The organism is Pseudoalteromonas rubra (assembly GCF_004212645.1).
GTDB classification, from domain to species: domain Bacteria; phylum Pseudomonadota; class Gammaproteobacteria; order Enterobacterales; family Alteromonadaceae; genus Pseudoalteromonas; species Pseudoalteromonas rubra_G.
In genome coordinates this window covers 1-20,171 of sequence record NZ_PPUZ01000077.1, presented here as the reverse complement: position 1 = coordinate 20,171, position 20,171 = coordinate 1, and the positions used below count along the sequence as shown (strand labels likewise).

Here is a 20,171-nt window from a genome sequence, read left to right as displayed (position 1 = left end):
CTACAGCTTCGGGCCTAACTCCATGCAGTGAAAAGTTCACTCGTTAAGAGCAAAATTTCTTGTTAGACACAGCTGGCGATTGCTCGTTTAATGCGCCCCATAACCTATACTCATTTAAATTAATTTTTTACCCGTTAAGGAACGTTAATGACAGATTTGATCTCTTCTGAGCAGGCACGTGAATGCTACAACGTGCGCCACTGGAGCCAGGGCTTCTTTGGTATCAATGATCAGGGAGAGGTAACCGCCATGCCGACAGTAGATAACCAGGGGCACGCAGTTACTTTGACACACATTGCCGCGCAGATTAAAGCGCAGGGCTATGGCTTGCCCGCTTTAGTGCGGTTCCCACAGATCCTTGAGCAACGCGTCAATGACATCTGTCAGGCGTTTAACACAGCAATTGCTGACTACCAGTATCCCAAAGATTATCTGTTGGTTTACCCCATCAAAGTAAATCAGCAACGAGAAGTGGTTGAAGGGCTAATAGCCAGTCAGGACGGTAAAGAGAAAAAGCAACTGGGCCTTGAAGCAGGTAGCAAAGCCGAGCTATTGACTGTGCTGGCATTGAGCGAAAAAACCAGTGCCGTGATCGTCTGTAATGGCTACAAAGACCGCGAATACATTCGCCTGGCGCTGATCGGCGAAAAGCTCGGCCATCGGGTATATATCGTGCTCGAAAAACGCTCCGAGCTGGATCTGGTGCTGGCCGAAGCCAAAGCACTGAATGTGACGCCAAGACTGGGCCTGCGTGTTCGCCTGGCTTCACAGGGCAAAGGTAAGTGGCAGGCAAGCGGCGGTGAAAAGTCTAAGTTTGGCTTGTCCGCTTCTCAGGTGTTAACTGTGATTGAGCAGCTAAAACAAGCAGACATGCTGAGCGCATTGCAACTGGTGCATTTTCACCTGGGCTCGCAAATGGCCAACATTCGGGATGTACGTTTGGGCGTAAGCGAAGCGGCACGCTTTTATTGCGAGCTGCGCAGACTGGGCGCTAACCTGATCAATCTGGACGTGGGCGGTGGCCTAGCGGTGGACTATGACGGTACACGCAGCCAGTCGCACAACTCGATGAATTACAGCCTGGCTGAGTATGCCAACAATGTGGTGTACACCATAGGTGATACCTGTCAGCAATATAATCAGCCGATGCCGACCATTATTTCGGAATCGGGCCGGGCGCTGACGGCACATCATGCGGTGTTGATCACCGATGTAGTAGGCACTGAAAGCTACCAGCCGGAGCAGCTGAGCGCGGTTGCCAGCGATGCCCCGCAGCTGCTGCGTAACATGTGGCGTTCGTGGCAGGCACTGAGCGAGCAAAGCGACGACAGAGCCCTGATTGAGCTCTATCACGATACACAGGGCGACCTGGCAGAAGTGCATGGACAATTTGCCATGGGCTTGTTGTCGCTGGAGCAACGCGCCTGGGCTGAGCAGGTAAATTTGCGTATTTGCTACGAATTGCAGCAAAGAATGGACAATAAAAACCGTTTTCATCGTCCCATCATCGATGAGCTGGGCACCAAACTGGCCGACAAGTTCTTTGTGAACTTCTCCTTGTTCCAGTCACTGCCCGATGCCTGGGGCATAGATCAGGTGTTTCCCGTGTTGCCGCTGAGTGGCCTGACACAGGCGCCGAAAAAGCGTGCGGTGCTGCTCGACATCACCTGCGACTCTGACGGTGCGGTGGATCATTATGTCGATGGTCAGGGCATTGAAAGTACCCTGCCTGTGCCTGAATACACGGCGGATGCGCCCTACTTGCTTGGCTTCTTCCTGGTCGGTGCCTATCAGGAGATCCTGGGCGACATGCACAACCTGTTTGGCGACACCCACAGTGTGGTGGCCCGGGTGGATGCGCAGGGTCAGCTGCAAATGGACGACGTCGACGCAGGCGACAGCGTGGCAGATATGATGCGTTACGTACATCTGGACGTAGCGGCATTTAAAGAGAACTTTATTGCCCAGGTGAATACCCGACTGGAAGAGGCCGATCGGGCCATGTGCCTGACCGAACTGGCGTCGGGCCTGGAAGGCTACACCTATCTGGAGGAGTGCTAAGTGAAGCAGTTGTTCGACCATTGCGACCACTCGTTATATTCAAACGGCATGACGTTTTTGCGTCAGCCCATGGTGCGAGATATCGCCCATATTGAGTCCGACGTGGTGGTATTGGGGTTGCCATTTGACTTGGCCACCTCGGGACGTCCCGGTGCCCGCCTCGGCCCGGATGCGATCCGTCGCGCCTCGGTCCACTTAGCCTGGGAAGGTAAACGTTACCCCTGGCAATTTGCTTTGTGGGACAAAATTAGCCTGCACGATGCTGGCGACTTTACTTATCCGGTGGGGGATCCGGAATACTTTACCGCGCAGCTGGAATTGGCGGCAGAGCAGATCCTCCATCAGGGTAAAGCCTTGCTTGGGCTGGGCGGCGACCACTTCGTCACCCTGCCCTTGTTACGGGCACACCAGAAGATACATGGCAAAATGGCCTTAGTGCATTTTGATGCCCATACCGATACCTACAGTCAGGGCTCGCGTTATGACCATGGCACTATGTTTTTTCATGCCCCCAGAGAAGGGCTGATCTGTCCGGAGCACTCCATTCAGCTGGGGATCCGCACTGAGTTCGAGCAAAGTAATCACGGCTTTGCCGTGGTCGATGCGATGCAGGCCAATGATATGGATGCCCAGGCCATTGCCGAGCAGATCAAGGCCAGAGTCGGTGACCTGCCGGTCTATCTGACCTTTGATATCGACTGCCTGGACCCGGCCTTTGCACCTGGCACCGGCACGCCGGTGTGTGGTGGCCTGAGCAGCGACAAAGTGCTAAAGATCCTGCGCGCACTGCAAGGGATTAATATCGTTGGTATGGATGTGGTGGAAGTCTCGCCCTCATACGATCAGAGCGAGCTGACGTCTATCGCCGCAGCCACCATCGCCTACGAATTGCTCCATTTGTGGGCCATTCGTCACAAATGATTTAAAGCGCCTGCGGGCGCTCCTTCCTAATGAGTCCTGTGGCCCATCTCATGCATTTCAGCTTATTCACATGCACTGGCTGATTTGTGTCCCTGGTGCTCAAATTGCCTAAAAGCATAAAAAGTGGCCCAATCTTAAAGGCCACCTAAGATGAAAAATACCGCTTCGCTCACGAGGCTGTGTTTGATGACCAGGTTGGGTCTTTTGGATAATAAATAACGAGGTTACCATCGTCCTGCAGTATCAGGTATGAACTTGGATGATCAGCGGTATTTGAGCTCCAAAGTGGATTGCTGCAGTGGTTTTCATAACCGTAGAGCACCAAGTTACCATCACCTTGCATAATCACCCTGGAAGCCGCTTTACCATTTGTTCCCGAGGCCCACAATGCCTTCATGTCAATCGTTCGGTAGAGCACCAGGTTGCCATCTTCCTGAAGCACCAATTCATAGCCGTTGTTGTTTGAGCGAATAGATTGAGTTTTTGATAAACTCTGCCCTGGAGTTAATGTATTAGTCATAATCGTTCTCCTTAATGAACTCTTTAAATTTCCTCGCGAAGCGAGTACCTTTAAGATAGTTCGGCGCTCATTCTTTTATTATTACATTTTATTACATGACGAAAAATCCCCCGCTTATCATCGCTGCTTGTTTAAGTCTGCTGGCATCTCTGCTGCATTTAGTATGTATCTGGGGAGGTCCGGATTGGTATCTCGTGATGGGCGCAGGGCAGGCAATGGCGGACATGGCCGCAGCGGGTGATCTTTACCCTACTCTGGTCACTTCCTTTATTGCGGTCATGCTTGCAATTTGGGGGGTGTATGCGTTGTCTGGTGCCGGTATCATCATACCTCTTCCGTTTTTAAAAACGGCTCTGATACTCATCACCAGTATTTATTTGCTGCGAGGAATCGCTGGATTATTTGCTCCCTTTGTGAGTACATCTGCTGCGATACAGAAAAACCCTACCACCTTCTGGCTGGTTAGCTCACTCATTTGTTGTGTTTATGGGGCCTGCTACTTGTTGGGTACAATCAGGCTATGGGGTGAAAATACTCATCCCTGAAGCCCCGTGCTTTGTTGCTTTTAACACAAAACTTCCGTGCAAAAAACCGCCCAAACCATGCCTTTTTCGTATCCTCTTTTTTTCCTATCACTGCTAACTTATCGCAGTGCTTTTGGCGAGCTCTCTCAGAAATAGCCCTTAGCAAGGAAGCAGAATGATGTGTAGTGCCCTGCAACAGACAGAATAAACAAACACACGCCACTGCGAAAAAATGGATGAAGTCTCTTTGGTCAATTGGAATGGTCAAGCTTATGAAAATACCTCTATATGCAACTCTCACTGCCGGAGCAATGGCGCTCGGTTTATCACTTCCTCTGCTGGCAGCAAGCAGCGACAACGCCAATTCAGGCGTGGGGATTAATCTCACCGGTATTAATTACTGGTCAAGTCAGTGGACCACGCTGGATGTGATGAAACACGCCTCTAACGGCAGTGGCCAGTTGTGGGCAACCAGTAACGCCCATACCTGGGAATTTAACACCGGCGATCAGGCATTGCTGGATCTGGACGAGCAAGGCTGGCCGCGGTCTTTACCTGCGGATTCACCCGAGTCGCCTTTTCACTATGTCACCACCATTATTTATCACGATAACCCGCACCATCCGGTCGGCGAGTTTGTGATCTTGTACGAGGGTGAAGGTGAGCTCTATTACTCCGGCCCGGAACTTATCAGTTCAGCGCCCGGACGCGACGTAGTACGTATGACTGCAAACAGTTTTTTCCATTTGCAGATCCACGCCACCGACCCCAACAATACCGGTAACTATATCCGCAACATTCGCATTATCGCCCCAGGCGGTAGTTGTAGTGACGCCGCCACGGATTACGCCGCCAGCGCTGCGGACTGTGCCAGCCCTGAACAGTTTGTCTCGTTCGAGCACAGCTATCAGGAACGGATATTCCATCCACTCTTTTTGGATGATATGCGCAAGTTCCGTACTTTGCGTTTTATGCAGCTGCTGAGCACCATAGATAACCCGGTTCAGCACTGGGCGCAGAGAAATCAATACGATTACGCCAGCTGGGCCCTCAATGGTGGCAGCCCCTATGAAGTGGCCATTGCCATGAGTAACAAGCTGGGGGCCGAGCCCTGGTACACACTCCCGGTGCGGGTAGATGACGACTATATTCGCCAGTTTGCCCGATTGCTGAAAACGCAAAGCGAGGGGGATTCTGCGATTTATGTGGAGTTTGGTAACGAGCTGTGGAACAACGCCTGGCCGTACATTTTCGATGGTCTGTATCTCGAGGAGCAAGGTAAAGCCCTGTGGCCCAACACCAGTTACCACGATATTGAATATCGCATGAACTACTACGGGCTGCGCAGCACGCAGATGTGCGACATCATTAAAACAGAGTTTGCCGAGGAAGCAGGCCGCATACAATGCGTGATGGGCGGCCAGACCGGTGTGCCCTGGATCAGCGAGCAGGCACTCAACTGCCCGATTCACGCAGCGGGCGTGGGCCAGCGCTGTGCCGACAACATGGATGTGCTGGCAGTGGGCAGCTACTTTGCAGGTTATTTTGCCGACCAAAAATATCTGCCCATTTTACAGGACTGGGCCAGTGAAGGGGCCGAAGGTCTAAACAAGCTATTTGAGGAAATGGGCTCGGGCGTACTGTATGGCCTGACCTATAACCCCGATGAGCCACCCTGGTGGCAGGCACCTGAGCATGGCGCGCTGGCACAGGCCAGAGACAACATTCAGGGCAACCTGGCACTGGCCCAGCAAAATGGCCTGATGCTGGCAGCCTATGAGGGCGGGCAGCACCTTACCTATGCCGGAGATATTCGCGATGGCCGCGATACCATTAGCGAGGCCCTGTTCCTGAGTGCCAACCGCGATCCGCGCATGGCTTCCGCGTTTACCAATCACCTGAACGACTGGCAGGCATCTGGTGCCGGACTATACGTGGTGTTTGAAAGCATCGGCCGGTGGGATAGCTGGGGCGCATTTCCGCTCAAGGAGTATCAGACCCAGACCCGTGCACAGGCACATAAATACGATGCAGTACTGAGCTTTATTGAGCAGACGCCCTGCTGGTGGACCGGGTGCGAGCAAAACGTACAAAATGGTGATAATAGCGATAGCTTGCCAGCAGGTGAGGACTCTCCTCAGGCACCAATATTGAACCTGAGTTCGTCAGCCCTGTTTGACAGCAATGGTGTTGGCCTGAGCTGGCAATTCAACAATGTTGCTGAGATACCAGTGAAGTTTCAGGTCTATCGCGATGCGCAACTGATCTGGCATACCACCGCCAACAGCTACGAAGATCACTGGCTCCCGCTTAATCAGGCCTACCAGTACCAGGTGCGTGCCGTACACAGCGACACGGGCACAGTGGTAGCTGAGGCAAGCCTGAATACCAAAGCCGGTGACAGCGAACCACCCACAGCCCCCGCTCAGTTCAGTGTGCAGTCGGACGGCGCTTATGGCGCAACATTGCAGTGGCAGCCCAGCGCAGATAATCAGGGCATACGCTTTTACAAGATTATCCGCAACGGTGAGCCCTATACCCTAAGCAATGCAGCCCACTTTGACGACCCCTGGCCACCCAAAGGGGAAGTCAGCTACCAGGTTATCGCCATTGACCTGGCTGGCAATCAGTCCAATGCTTCGCCTGTCGGCACCTTGCTGATCCATTAGTCTATTTTGGTTGCCAGCCTCAGCTGGCAACCAATGCCAACTGGCAAAGCCTCATTTATCACGCTTTAGGTGATATAAAACAGCCACACATGCCGACACAAGCCACCTAAAACATGCCTTATTGATTGATTTGTCATCAGTCTGACATTTTTTTAAATTTTTTGCTAAAGAAGTCGCACAGACGGACGATACACTAATCATGGCAGGCAGCGACTATCTCTTCCATCGCCATGACTTTAAACGCTTTATCTACAAATACCCCAAGATAGTGTTAATCGATACGGCTCGTTCCTGGTTTTTTGGCTTTGAACGAGCAATCCCTTTTTTCATCCCAAAACAGCCGCAAATGAGACGTCCGCCTTGTCATTAAATCGACAATACATACAAAATTCACCAAGCTTAGGTTAAAGGCACGATTACAATGAAATATTCGTCGCTGTTGGCTCCGAGCAGTGTTCAAGTAACATATCGCTTATAGGCAGATGAAGTCTATGCTCTGAAAATAATGCGCTCAAACACCCCTCATGTACACATCTTGATATAACAAAGCCCCACAGCGTGGAGCTCAAGTTTAAATACCAAGCAAGTCACCGTAATGGGCGACCTGGCAAGCTGGCAGCCTATATCCTTAAGCGCTTAAAAATCCAAAGCAGAATTTTAAAGGAGAACGCGTAAAGTGAGATGAATAAGACAAAGGCACATCCAAACACCACAAGCATAAGCTCTCCCGGATATTCTCTGCCGGGTGTATTTGGATCAACCCCAAATGCTATCGAAATTTTACTACTCAAAATTATAAAGACATAGGTGACGACACCGACATTTATTGTAATGAAATAAGGCCCGAAGCCTTTTGCCCCCTTCGGTTCTGGCATCTGAGATTTTTAATGAGTTCATTTTAACTAGTTTTGCAGATTGAGCCGGTTGGTTTTTGCTAAGCGCTTTTAAGTACGCAGAACCCGGCTTAGTGGATATAAGGCTGATAATAACAAAAAGGCATATGCGACAATGCATATGCCTTTTTTGACTGCGCAGTTAAGCGCGAATAGAGGTTAAGCTTTACGCCAGGTGGTTTTACCGGCGCTGTCTTCCAGTACCACGCCCATGGCTGTTAGGGCGTCACGGGCAGCATCGGCTGCGGCCCAGTCTTTATTCTCACGGGCAGTTTTACGCTGCTCGATCAGGGCCTCGATTTTTGCCACTTCGTCTTCGTCCTGGTCACCATGCAAAAAGGCTTCCGGATCTTGCTGGGCAATGCCCAGTACTTCTGCAAGCTTCACCAAAATGAAAGCATGTTCGCCCGCCGCTTTGGCATCGGAGTCTTTCAGCAGGTTCACTTCTTTGGCCAGTTCAAAAATCACAGGCAACGCTTCTGGAGTATTGAAGTCGTCGTTCATGGCCGCTTCAAAACGCGCCACAAATGGGTTACCCGCCAGTTCTGTCTCTACCAGTTCAACACCACGCAGAGCCGTGTAAATACGCTCCAGTGACGAGCGCGCCTGCTCCAGGTTTTCCTGTGAGTAGTTCAGCTGACTGCGATAGTGGCCGTTGATCAGGAAATAACGCACGGTTTCACGGTCGTACGCTTTAAGTACTTCGCGTACCGTAAAGAAGTTGCCCAAAGATTTTGACATCTTTTCTTTGTTTACCTGCACCATACCAGTGTGGATCCAGGTATTGACGTAACGACCGTTGTTAGCACAGCATGACTGAGCAATTTCGTTTTCATGGTGCGGGAATTGTAAATCTGAACCACCACCGTGAATATCAAAAAACTCACCCAGGTGCTTAGAGCTCATCGCACTACATTCAATGTGCCAGCCAGGACGACCGTCACCCCAGGGTGATGTCCAGCTCGGCTCGCCAGCTTTGGCTTTTTTCCAAAGCACAAAATCAAGCGGATCGTCTTTGCCTTCTGCCACTTCAACGCGTGCACCGGCCTGCAGCATATCCAGGTCCTGCTGAGACAACTGGCCGTATGCTTCAAAGGTCGAGACGTCGAACAAAACGTCGCCATTTTTTGCCACATAGGCATGACCTTTTGCAATCAGGCGTTCGATCATGCCAATGATTTCATCCATATGACCGGTTACGGTCGGCTCGATGTCCGCAGGCAGGATATTTAATGCCTCAAAGTCTTCGTGCATGGCCTTGGTCATACGTACTGTCAGAGCATCGATCTCTTCGTTGTTCTCCGCGGCGCGCTTAATGATTTTGTCATCCACATCCGTAATATTACGTACATAAGTGACCTGGTAGCCCAGGTGGCGAAGGTAACGATTCATCACGTCAAAAGAGACATAAGTACGGGCATGGCCTACATGGCAGAAGTCATAGATAGTGATACCACACACGTACATGTCTACTTTGCCTTCCACAAGCGGTTTAAACTCAGTCTTTTGACGTGTTAGTGTGTTGTAGATCTGCAACATGTAGCTTTATTCCTAAAATTTATCTAAATTCTCTGCAATCATATCACTTGCATTACTTTGTCTCTATAAAAAATCATGACCAAAAGGCAGGTAAAAATAACAGTTAGTTGACAATTTCGCCGCTCACTCTCTCAGGGACTTTGTAGTTATCAATTTGTGCTATAAAATAGGTTCCTAAATTGAAATAGGTAAATCAAGGACCTGTTATGGTTGTTTTACAAACAAACTTTGGCGATATCAAAATCAACCTGTTCGCTGACAAAGCGCCGGCAACGGTTGAGAACTTCTTAAAGTACGTTGAATCTGGTTTTTACAACGGCACTATCTTCCACCGTGTGATTGACGGCTTTATGGTTCAGGGCGGTGGTTTTGAACCTGGTATGAACCAAAAAGAAGTAGGTGCACCGGTTAAAAACGAAGCCAACAATGGCGTTGCCAATAAAACAGGCACGCTGGCAATGGCACGTACGCCTGATCCACACTCAGCCACAGCGCAATTCTTTATCAATGTAAACGATAACGACTTTTTGAACTTCAGCAGCGAAACCGCACAAGGCTGGGGTTACTGTGTATTCGGTGAAGTAGCCGAAGGCATGGACATCGTGAACAAGATCAAAGGCGTTGCAACCGGCTCTGCGGGCTTCCATCAGGACGTACCACTGGAAGACGTTGTGATCGAAAAAGCGTTTGTTGCCGAATAAGCGACCGCTTTTATTGATTAAAGAAACGCGAAGTGACTTAACTGGCACTTTCGCGTTTCTCTGTTCCTCTACCGCTCCAACCTGAAGTTGTCTCCATGCGCAAAAGCTACTTTATTTCTGATCTGCATTTAACCGAGCACCGCCCCGATATCACCGCTGCTTTTTATCGTTTTTTAGAACAGCATATGCAAGATGATGTGGATGCCCTATATATCCTGGGAGACTTTTTTGAAGTCTGGATTGGTGATGACGAAGGTAATCCGCTGGCACTAGACATAGCAACCAAACTGCGCGCCATTTCCGAGCGTGGTATTAAACTGTTTTTTATTCATGGCAACCGTGATTTTCTGGTTGGTCAGCGCTACGCCGACCTGTGTGGCATGACCTTACTGCCTGAGCAAGCAGTGATCGATCTGTACGGCACCCCAACCGTGATTTTACACGGCGATGAAATGTGTACTCAGGACGAGGTGTATCAGAAATTTCGCAAGAAAAGCCGTGGCTGGTGGTGGCCAAGACTGATGTTGTCGATGCCGCTGTGGTATCGACGCAGAGTTGCGCGCAATGCCAGAGAAAAGAGCAAACAAAGCCAGATGGGCAAAGCGCCTGAAATTTTAGATGTGACCGAAGAAGCGGTACTGGCAATGTTTGCACGCCATCAGGTCAGCAATATGATCCATGGCCATACACACCGCCCGAATGTCCATCAACACCAGGACAAAACCCGCACAGTGTTGGGCGACTGGTATAGCCAAAGTTCTTACCTGGTAGTCACTGAGCAAGGCCAGACCCTCACTCAGCATCCTTTTTCAGACTAAACTTGTCTAACTATGCAACCAGCGTAGGCGCACCACTGTGGAATTTAAAGTCGCTGTCAGGCGTTAAGATCAGGTCATTTTCAATGGCTTTAAACTCAGCGACGCGTGCTGCGATATCAAATCGCTGTGGCTCGGTGGCGTCGGCCACCTGCTGAGCGAGTTCCAAGTAGTCCTGATAATGTCGCGCTTCTGAGCGCAACAACGAGACATAAAAGCGCCCGATGTCCGGCTCAAGATGTGGTGCCAGTTTCGCAAAGCGCTCACAAGAGCGAGCCTCAATAAACGCACCTATGATCAACTTATCGATCAGCGCAGCCGGCTCAAAAGTGCGCACATGCTTGATCATCCCAGAGGCATAGCGAGAGGCATTCAGGCTCTGAACACGCAGTCCTTTTTTATTAATGATATCCAGCACTTGCTCAAAATGATGCAACTCTTCTTTGATTAACCGTACCATTTTGTCCAGTATGTCCTGGTTATAGGCATACTCGGGCTTGGCGGTTAAGCTGCCAATGAGCTCGTTCTTGCTGGCACTAAACTGCCCATCGCCAATTTTACGATAGACAAAGTCTTCATAGGGCTTGATCCAGCCAAGCAGGGTCTGCGCCGAGGCATTGTCCAGGGCATATTTACGGATCAAAAACGCCGCGCTCTGAGCCGCTTTAAGCTCACAATGCATATGGTCAACCAACAGGGCTTGCAGATGCTCAGGCTTTTTCGCTTCATCGATCCAGCTGTCGGGGGTTTCACAACCCAGAAACTGATAAATGGGTGCCAACAGGTCGGCATACTTCTCTAACATGTTTCAGATAATCATTCGCAAAAAAATTGCCCCCATTCTACCACAAGCGTGCCAGGTGGCACTATCAACACCTGTGACTTACCACAAGTTTGTGCCAGATCAAAGACGCCGGGATTTCAAAATTGTTTCTTGACAAAAATTAACCAATCTTTCATAACTTAAATGATGTTGTATAAATTTTATACTTACAGGCGCCGCCATTGGCCCCGTTTTTATGGTGATTACGCAGCTTAGCCGCATCGCGCTTTGATGTTACTGAGCTGTTATATAAGACAAGGACTGCACCCGTGATCGCCGGGTAACCAGAACGCGTCAGACAACAATCTTTTTTGAGGGGCTCGTTATGATTTTAAATCATCTGTGGGGCTTATATGCCCACCCAATCGAAGAGTGGCAAACCATAGACAATCGCCACGAAAGCGCTACTTACAGTTTATCTCACATTGCATTAATCGCCCTGATCCCCAGTTTAATGGGCTACTACTCGTCTGTGTATCTGGGCTGGAAAATCGGCACGGGAGATGCGGTTTTTCTCACTCACAACAGTGCCATGCTGATCGGCATTGCGATGTACTTTGCGCTGATCATTGGCGTGTTTGCTTTGTCTTATCTGGCGCACTGGATGGCAGTGACATTTGGCGCTAAGCCCACTTACACGCAAACCCTGGAGCTGTCGGCTTATACCGCTACGCCGGTGTTTATGTCGGCCTTTGCCGCCTTCTATCCGGAACTGTGGTTCGTGGTCTCGGTGGGGCTGGCAGCGCTTGCCTATTCAGTTTACCTGCTTTATACCGGCGTGCCTATCCTGATGCATATTCCCGAAGAACGCGGCTTTATTTACGCCAGCTCAGTAGTCACCTGTGGCCTGGTGTTACTGGTGATAATTCTGGCCGCAACGGCAATCTTGTGGACGAACGGCATAATCAGTCCTACATTTACCTAGGGAGCGCGCTTATGCCCCTCTATGGTGCATAGGTCAGCTCGCTTCCTTTGCTTTTATCCTATAGAAATCTAACAAAAAGGGCCGCAATTGCGGCCCTTTTTTAAACACGTTAGGCTTATACCAATTTGCTTAATTAAGTGTTCTATTTTGAGGCGAGAAAATATCGTCGATAACAAGGCAAAAATTTTGCTATTTAGTTGTTCTAAATGAGAAATTTTTAACACCGTTAGCGGCATATTTGCTCCTTCAAATTGAACAGGTATTAAGTGAAATTGGTATTACTCGCCTTCACCGGTTTCCTGATTATGTAGCTCAAGGCTTGCCGACATGGCTTTTTCACGCGTTGATTTTGCCGAGTCATTACGCAGTGCATCGATGCGATTCAGGTAATCCTGGTTCACGTCACCTGTGATGTACTGACCGTCGAACACAGACGTTTCAAAGCGGGTGATTTCTGGGTTTTCCAGTGCAACCGCGTCTTTCAGATCAGAGATGGACTGGTAGATCAGGCCGTCTGAACCGATGCTGGCGTTGATGTCTTCCACATCACGCCCGTGGGCGATGAGTTCCGCAGCCGATGGCATATCGATACCATACACGTTCGGGAAACGCACTTCAGGGGCCGCTGAAGCAAAGTATACATTTTTAGCGCCTGCATCACGTGCCATTTCAACGATCTGCGCAGACGTAGTACCACGTACGATAGAATCATCAACCAGCAGGACGTTTTTACCAGCAAACTCGCGGTCAATGGCGTTTAGCTTACGACGCACTGATTTCTTGCGCTGCTCCTGACCTGGCATAATGAAGGTACGACCAATATAGCGATTTTTCACAAACCCTTGACGATAAGGCAAGTTCAGGACAGATGCGATTTCCAGCGCGATATCACACGAAGTCTCCGGAATAGGAATGACCACATCAATGTCTTTATCAGCCCATTCACGCTTGATCTTCTCACCCAGCTTGGTCCCCATGTTCACACGAGTCGCGTAAACCGACATTTTATCGATGTTCGAATCTGGACGTGCAAAATAAACAAACTCGAAAATACACGGCGCGTGCATGGTTTTATCAGCGCAGATCTGCGAGTAGAACTGACCGTCTTCGGTCACATAGATGGCTTCGCCCGGGGCCACATCGCGAACGAATTCGAACCCGTCGATAGACAGCGCCACACTTTCGGATGCAAACATGTACTCAACGCCACGTTCTGTCTCGCGCTTACCAAATACCAGCGGGCGAATACCGTGCGGGTCACGGAACGCCAGAATGCCATGGCCAATGATCATGGCGATGGTCGCATAACCACCAGATACCTGCTGGTTAACCTCGCTGATGGCCTTGAACATATCCGCCGCGTCCAGCTTCATCTTATCGTTACGTCCCAGCTCATAGGCTAGAATGTTTAGCAGTATTTCAGAGTCAGACGTTGTATTAACGTGACGACGCGCTTTGGTGAACAAACGCTCTTTTAGCGCTTCCGCATTGGTCAAATTACCGTTGTGCGCCATGGCAATACCAAACGGTGAATTCACGTAGAAAGGCTGTGCTTCCGCCGAGCTGGAAGAACCCGCGGTAGGATAACGCACATGGCCTATACCAATGTTACCCTGCAGGCGCTTCATATGACGGGTATGAAACACATCTTTCACCAGGCCATTGGCCTTGCGTAAGCTGAACGTATTGTTGTCAATGGTAATGATGCCGGCTGCATCTTGGCCACGGTGTTGCAAAACAGTTAAGCCGTCATAAATCGCCTGATTAACAGGAGATGTTCCGACTATCCCAACGATACCACACATTAAAAATTTCCTCGCCGATTAACGGTTTGCTGAATTCAAAAAGCTTGAGTTATGCTCTAGATAGGAAAAAAACCACTCTATTACAAAGCCAAATTCAGGGATTACTTGGGATGCCTGCCACCACGATGTATCGGGGGCTTTGGTGAAGGCATCCAGGAAAAACAACGTGGCGCTAACGACCAGCACGCCCCGCATCGCACCGAACACAATGCCAACCAGGCGATCGGTGCCAGACAAGCCCGTACGCTGTACGAGTTCACCTAAGATATAATTGACAAACCCACCTAACACAAGTGTCGCAACGAAAAGCATGGCGATTGCGGCGGCATTTCTTAAAAGGGGTTCTGAAATGAAGGTCAGGAAGGTTGCAAGATATTGGTAGAATAAACTGGATATGAAAAAGGCGCCGATCCAAACGACGAGTGACATGGTTTCTTTTACAAAACCTCTCATCAGGCCAAACACTGTCGAAATACCGACAATTGCAAAGATGGCGTAATCAACCCAGATCATATAAACCAATAAGTCGTTAATTTGGGGCGCATTCTATAAGACACGCCCAGCAATTACCAGATCATTTTGCCACGCTAAACTGGGTCAGACGGCCGTTTAACTTAGTTAATTTCTTTAATTCTGGGAGCTTAGCTTCGAGTTTGGCTTTATTTAAATCTGGTCCGACAAACACTTTGGTCAAAGTGCCATTAGGTGTTTTAACCGGGCGGGTAAAGGTCTTGAAACCATTTTGGGTCAGTTTTTTGGTCAGGGCGTCCACATTGGATTGGTGCGAGAAGCTGCCAAGCTGGATCACATAAGCCATCTGGCTAAAGTTAGAAGACTCAGGACGCGTTAACGGCTCGCGCGTGGCTTCAGTTGTGGTTTGTGCAACTGTGTTTGACTCAACGGATGACTTAGTAGGTTCAGTAACCGCCGTCTCGTTATTGTCAGCCGTTTGCTGCGCAGCCTCAGGGGTTTGCGGCTGCTCAGACGCCGCTGCGCTTTGTTGTGTTTCAGGTGACGCTATATCGGCACTGAGCTGAGCATCATCCGCTTCAATGTCTTCTATCACCTCTTCCATGGGCTCAGTGGCCAGCGACGCGCGTTCATCTATCCGTGCTTTTAGCTCTATGGTCGAGAACTCAGGACGCTCCGGAATAGGCTTGAACCCTTCTTTATAGTGGACTTTTTCGCCATCCAGAATATTGGGTATAAACACCACCGCCGCTATCACAACGATGCTGGTGCCGACCAGTCGGTTAATAAATCCTGAGTTCACAACTATTGCTCTCTACTTTTGCCAGTACTGCATGGCCGCGGCCACGGTCACAAACGAGCCAAATACAATCAACGCCGTGTCTTTGGGTTGCTGAGGAAGCAGACTTTGCAGGGCCGAGTCGACACTCGAAAATACCTGACTTTGCTCACTGTGCGCTGCGCTCAACAAGCTTAACAGTTGCTCTGCACGCTCTCCTCGTGGACCATCCAATGAGGCACAGCTCCATTTTTCTACCACATCTGACAGGGCATCAATCACGCTCGCTTTATCCTTATCAGCAAGCATAGCGACTAAGGCATGAATTTTAAAGCCCTGATTTTTCAAACGCATTAATTGCGTTCTCAGGTATCGCGCCGATTCTGGATTATGTGCCACATCGGTGTAAACCAGTGGCTGCTGGCTAAGCTGCATAAAGCGACCCTCCACTTGTAGCTCAGCCAGCGTTTGCTTGACCAGCTCGGGATCGGGCAGCAAATCCAGCCGGGCAAGCACAGTGAGCGCCGTTGCCACATTTTGTGCAGGAATGGCCGGTTGTGACAAGGTCAGGTCGTGTTCACCATATTGCCAGCGTAAGCCATCGCTCAAAGGCGTGAAGTGAAAGTCGCGCTTTGACAGGATTAGCTCAGCGCTAATCTCTTCACCATAATCGGTCACTGTGTGGGGAATATCTAAATCTCCCACAATCGCCGGCGTATTGGTGCGGAAAATTCCCGCCTTGTCGTAGCCCACCAGCTCACGGGTATCGCCCAGATACTCTTTGTGGTCAAGATCTATGGTGGTGATCACGCTTGCATAAGGCGTCACGATATTAGTCGCATCATAGCGGCCACCCAGGCCGACCTCCAGCAGCACATAATCCACCGCATGCTGTTTAAACAACCACAGTGCTCCCAGTGTCCCGTACTCAAAGAAGGTCAGTTCAACGTCGCCCCGGCCCTGATCCAATGCGTAGAAAGCATCAACATGAGACTGATCGGGCAAGGTTTGACCATTGACTCGGACGCGCTCGTTATAATGAATGAGATGCGGAGAGGCATAAGTGCCCACGCTGTAGCCCTGTGCCAGCAGCATGGCCTCCAGACAACGTGCGGTTGTGCCTTTACCATTGGTGCCACCAATAAGAATGATTTTACTGTTGCTGTTAAGCAGGTCGATATTGTTCGCGGCCTGCGCTACGCGCTCCAGACCCATGGCAATGTTGGCAGGATGTAACTGTTCTAAATAACAAAGCCAATCATTCAGAGGCGATGATTGGCTTGGTGTAGTCTTTGACATAGTGCGCTCAAATTAAAAAATTTACGCTACTCTATGCTCTTGTTCAGTAGAAGGCAAGTTCATGAACTTGGCAAGGATCCGCGCCAGTGAGTCGCGCATTTCACGACGGTCGATGATCATGTCGATGGCACCATGCTCAAGCAGGAATTCACTGCGCTGGAAGCCTTCTGGCAGGGTTTCACGTACCGTTTGCTCGATAACACGAGGACCGGCAAAACCAATCAAAGCTTTAGGCTCGGCGACATTGATATCACCCAGCATAGCCAGTGATGCAGATACACCACCCATGGTCGGATCTGTCATGACCGAGATAAAAGGTAAGCCGCGCTCACTCATCTTAGCCAGCGCCGCACTGGTTTTTGCCATCTGCATCAATGACATCAAGGCTTCCTGCATACGGGCACCGCCAGATGCTGAAAAACAAACCAGTGGCATATTGTGCTCAAGACACTCATTCACCGCGTCGACGAAACGTGCACCAACCACAGACGCCATTGAACCACCCATAAAGGAGAATTCAAATGCCACAGCTGCAACTGGAATACCTTTGAGGTTGCCTTTCATCGCAACCAGCGCGTCTTTTTCGCCACTGACTTTTTGTGCTGCGGTGATTCGATCTGAGTATTTTTTCGAATCTTTAAACTTAAGTACGTCTTTTGGTTCGTGCTGAGTACCCAGCTCAACGCGGCCGCCATCGTCCAGGAAGCTCTCCAGACGCTTACGCGCGCTGATCCGCATGTGATGATCACACTTTGGACATACATGCAGTGACTTTTCTAGTTCCGCTTTGTACAGGATGGAATCACAATCTGTACATTTTGCCCAAACGCCTTCTGGGATCTCTTTTTTACCCGTCGATTTAGCCGTTTTAGGTAAGATTTTTTCTAACCAACTCATTTGCCACTCTCTTAGTGCTCATTCTGTGTTGCTCTCTGCAAATAGCAGATAGATTTTCTCAATTAAAACATGATTAAGACATCAGTGATATAAAAAACTGGTCTTAGTTGTATCAAATAATTAAGACGCTCGCGCCCAGTTTTGCTTTAGTCAGTAGTGCGTTGAATTAACGGATCGTTACTTCGGGTAAAAACAAAGGCCCCGCTGGCGTTGACGGGATCTGCCAGCGCTCTGGGTAGTCTACATCCACCAGGTATAAACCATTAGGTTTAGCGGTAGCGCTTGCCTGAGTACGGTCTTTAATACTCAGCAATTCAGCCATCCACTCTGGCGGGTATTTACCTACTCCGATGTCCATCAAACAGCCGGTAATGTTGCGCACCATGTGGTGTAAAAACGCGTTGGCCTTCACATCAATGACAATGTAGTCACCAAAGCGGTCGACCTGTAAATGATGGATGTTACGGCACGGCGAGTTAGACTGGCAGTGGACTGCGCGAAAAGAAGAAAAGTCATGCTCACCTATCATGACCGGACACGCAGCCTGCATCAGCTCAGCATCCAGTGGATGATAGTAATGGGTCACCCCACTGCGCAAGATGCCCGGGCGATTGACACTGTTGTAGATCACGTAGCGATAGCGCCTGGCCGTTGCACTGAAACGCGCGCTGAACTCATCATGGACTGGGGTTGCATAGCGCACTGCAATGTCGTCAGGCAGCTGAGAGTTGACGCCGAGTGTAAAGGCTTTCATGTCCCGCTCGGAATGGGTATCAAAGTGGATCACCTGCCCTGTGGCATGCACACCGGCATCTGTGCGTCCGGCACAGACCACATCGACCTTGTGATTACAAATGCTGGACAAAGCTGTTTCCAGCTCTTCCTGAACACTGTTTACATTACACTGACGTTGCCAGCCACTGTAATTACCGCCATTGTATTCAATCCCCAAAGCTACACGCATAGACTACTCAAACTCTCATTTCGAACTTAGCCGCGCATTTTATGCGATCGCCGCCGATAATACCAATCCCATCGTATCCTTATGAGCGGCGGCTTATTTGATCTGCTGTTTTAGCGCCTGGGCTTCTGCCTGAACCGATTCAGGACCGTTACTCAGGATCTCCTCAACGGCGTTTTGTGCCGAGTCAAAGTCGCCAATTTCAATATAGGCACGAACCAGGTCGAGCTTAGCGGCATATCCGTCTTCTTCCAGGTCAACATCCGTGGCGTTTTCACCGGCCAACAGCTCTTCAAAATCGCCCAAGCCTACATCCATATCTGGTGACTGATAGGGCTCTTCCAGTGCTGGTTCATCATCGCTTTGAGACAATAAATCGTCAATTTCCAGATAGTCTTCGTTTGTTGCTGCCGAGTCTGCACTGTCGTCGCCGAGTTCATCCGTTGCAGGTTCGTCAATGTCCTCAATTTCCAGATCCTGCGCCAGCTCCTCGCTTAACAACGCATCAAAATCCAGCTCAGGCTCGTCCGACAGCTCTACATCAGAGGTATCCGGTTCTACGGACTCATCCAGTAACGCGCTGAAATCGGTGTCGTTCAGCTCAGCCAGAAACTCATCTTCAATCGCAGCTTCGTCGATGTTGATTTCGGGGTCCGGAGTATCTTCCTCTTCGTCATCCAGATCGGTTAGCTCATCCAAAAAGGCATCCGGCTCTTGTGGCAACTCAGGCTCAGCAGGCGTTTCTTCCTCAGACGAATCACTTTGTGCAAACTCTGCCAGGTCCTCATCTGAGAGCATTAGATCGGATAAATCATCATCCAGGTCTTCCAGCTCAAGCTCACCCTCCGGCTCCGATTCCATCGCGCTCAACGCGTCTTCTTCGTTGAACTCAGGGAAGTCTTCTTCCGCCAGCGCATCATCTGTCAGTGTGTCGTCTGTCAGGTCATCATCTAGCAGCGTTTCTTCATCTGCTGTGGCTTCTTCCTGTAGTGCCTCTTCAGCCTCCGGCTCCACCGCTTGTGGCTCGTCATCCATGGCTGCCAGCGCGTCGTCTTCTTCAAACGCCGGGAAGTCTTCTTCCGCCAGTGCATCATCTGTCAGTGTGTCGTCTGTCAGGTCATCTTCTAACAGCGTTTCTTCATCTGCTGAAACAGCTTGCTCTGATGCCTCTTCAGTTTCCGGCTCCGCCGCTTGTGGCTCGTCATCCAGAGCCGCCAGCGCGTCGTCTTCTTCAAATGCCGGGAAGTCTTCCTCCGCGATTGCATCATCTGTCAGAGAGTCGTCTGTCGGGTCATCTTCTAGCTGTGTTTCTTCATCTGCTGTGGCTGCTTGCTCAGGTGCTTCTTCAGTTTCCGGCTCCGCCGCTTGTGGCTCGTCATCCAGAGCCGCCAGCGCGTCGTCTTCATCAAACGCCGGGAAGTCTTCTTCCGCCAATGTGTCGTCTGTCAGGTCATCATCTAGCAGCGTTTCTTCATCTGCTGAGGCTGCTTGCTCAGGTGCTTCTTCAGTTTCCGGCTCCGCCGCTTGTGGCTCGTCATCCAGAGCCGCCAGCGCGTCGTCTTCATCAAA

The 20,171-nt window shown here is 50.1% G+C and carries 17 protein-coding genes; 7 read left to right on the top strand and 10 right to left on the bottom strand.

Annotated elements, in window-relative coordinates; genetic code table 11:
• Positions 1-147 precede the first annotated feature (147 nt).
• Both speA and speB read left to right on the top strand, forming a co-directional pair.
• The gene (gene speA / locus C3B51_RS20590; RefSeq protein ID WP_130246256.1) at positions 148-2,061 is read left to right on the top strand and encodes a biosynthetic arginine decarboxylase; all 1,914 of its coding nucleotides are present in this window, start codon (positions 148-150) and stop codon (positions 2,059-2,061) included.
• Positions 2,062-2,982 (top strand): agmatinase, encoded by a 921-nt coding sequence (gene speB, locus C3B51_RS20585; RefSeq protein WP_130246255.1) that lies wholly within the window; start codon positions 2,062-2,064, stop codon positions 2,980-2,982.
• Positions 2,983-3,151: 169 nt separating this feature from the next.
• Here speB and C3B51_RS20580 read toward each other — a convergent pair whose 3' ends face one another.
• Complete coding sequence (locus C3B51_RS20580; protein ID WP_130246254.1) at positions 3,152-3,502, bottom strand: lectin; 351 nt, start codon at positions 3,500-3,502, stop codon at positions 3,152-3,154.
• 95 nt (positions 3,503-3,597) lie between these two features.
• On the opposite strand from C3B51_RS20580, the gene C3B51_RS20575 reads away from it, so the two are divergent.
• Together C3B51_RS20575 and C3B51_RS20570 are read left to right on the top strand one after the other, a co-directional pair.
• Complete coding sequence (locus C3B51_RS20575; protein ID WP_130246253.1) at positions 3,598-4,047, top strand: hypothetical protein; 450 nt, start codon at positions 3,598-3,600, stop codon at positions 4,045-4,047.
• A gap of 251 nt (positions 4,048-4,298) precedes the next feature.
• Positions 4,299-6,695 carry a hypothetical protein gene (locus C3B51_RS20570; RefSeq protein ID WP_130246252.1) on the top strand — a complete coding sequence of 799 codons (2,397 nt, stop codon included), beginning with the start codon at positions 4,299-4,301 and terminating at the stop codon, positions 6,693-6,695.
• 1,052 nt (positions 6,696-7,747) lie between these two features.
• Here C3B51_RS20570 and cysS read toward each other — a convergent pair.
• On the bottom strand, positions 7,748-9,127 hold the full coding sequence (gene cysS, locus C3B51_RS20565; protein WP_130246251.1) for a cysteine--tRNA ligase: 1,380 nt from the start codon (positions 9,125-9,127) through the stop codon (positions 7,748-7,750).
• A gap of 206 nt (positions 9,128-9,333) precedes the next feature.
• On the opposite strand from cysS, the gene C3B51_RS20560 reads away from it, so the two are divergent.
• Together C3B51_RS20560 and C3B51_RS20555 are read left to right on the top strand one after the other, a co-directional pair.
• Positions 9,334-9,828 (top strand): peptidylprolyl isomerase, encoded by a 495-nt coding sequence (locus tag C3B51_RS20560; protein ID WP_125716146.1) that lies wholly within the window; start codon positions 9,334-9,336, stop codon positions 9,826-9,828.
• Between the two features lie 95 nt (positions 9,829-9,923).
• Positions 9,924-10,646, top strand: a complete 723-nt coding sequence (locus C3B51_RS20555) for a UDP-2,3-diacylglucosamine diphosphatase (RefSeq protein ID WP_125716145.1) — start codon at positions 9,924-9,926, stop codon at positions 10,644-10,646.
• Between the two features lie 10 nt (positions 10,647-10,656).
• On the opposite strand, the gene miaE is transcribed toward C3B51_RS20555, so the two are convergent.
• Positions 10,657-11,448 (bottom strand): tRNA isopentenyl-2-thiomethyl-A-37 hydroxylase MiaE, encoded by a 792-nt coding sequence (gene miaE / locus C3B51_RS20550; RefSeq protein ID WP_130246250.1) that lies wholly within the window; start codon positions 11,446-11,448, stop codon positions 10,657-10,659.
• A 343-nt stretch (positions 11,449-11,791) separates the two neighbouring features.
• Here miaE and C3B51_RS20545 point away from each other — a divergent pair, with 343 nt between their 5' ends.
• Positions 11,792-12,391 (top strand): Yip1 family protein, encoded by a 600-nt coding sequence (locus C3B51_RS20545; protein WP_046006454.1) that lies wholly within the window; start codon positions 11,792-11,794, stop codon positions 12,389-12,391.
• 278 nt (positions 12,392-12,669) lie between these two features.
• Here C3B51_RS20545 and purF read toward each other — a convergent pair whose 3' ends face one another.
• The 7 genes from purF to C3B51_RS20505 all read right to left on the bottom strand — a co-directional run.
• On the bottom strand, positions 12,670-14,196 hold the full coding sequence (purF, locus tag C3B51_RS20535) for an amidophosphoribosyltransferase (RefSeq protein WP_125716143.1): 1,527 nt from the start codon (positions 14,194-14,196) through the stop codon (positions 12,670-12,672).
• Between the two features lie 18 nt (positions 14,197-14,214).
• On the bottom strand, positions 14,215-14,709 hold the full coding sequence (locus C3B51_RS20530; protein WP_046006456.1) for a CvpA family protein: 495 nt from the start codon (positions 14,707-14,709) through the stop codon (positions 14,215-14,217).
• Between the two features lie 61 nt (positions 14,710-14,770).
• A complete protein-coding gene (locus tag C3B51_RS20525; RefSeq protein ID WP_130246249.1) occupies positions 14,771-15,469 on the bottom strand; it encodes an SPOR domain-containing protein in 699 nt (232 codons plus the stop codon).
• A gap of 12 nt (positions 15,470-15,481) precedes the next feature.
• Positions 15,482-16,744, bottom strand: coding sequence for a bifunctional tetrahydrofolate synthase/dihydrofolate synthase (gene folC, locus C3B51_RS20520; protein WP_130246248.1), 1,263 nt, complete (start codon positions 16,742-16,744; stop codon positions 15,482-15,484).
• A gap of 21 nt (positions 16,745-16,765) precedes the next feature.
• Entirely contained in the window at positions 16,766-17,641 is an 876-nt protein-coding gene (gene accD, locus C3B51_RS20515) for an acetyl-CoA carboxylase, carboxyltransferase subunit beta (RefSeq protein ID WP_125716140.1), read from the bottom strand.
• A gap of 166 nt (positions 17,642-17,807) precedes the next feature.
• Entirely contained in the window at positions 17,808-18,605 is a 798-nt protein-coding gene (gene truA / locus C3B51_RS20510; RefSeq protein ID WP_046006460.1) for a tRNA pseudouridine(38-40) synthase TruA, read from the bottom strand.
• 93 nt (positions 18,606-18,698) lie between these two features.
• Positions 18,699-20,171, bottom strand: a 1,473-nt coding sequence (locus C3B51_RS20505) for a FimV/HubP family polar landmark protein (protein ID WP_276319654.1), incomplete at its 5' end; no start/stop codon positions are given.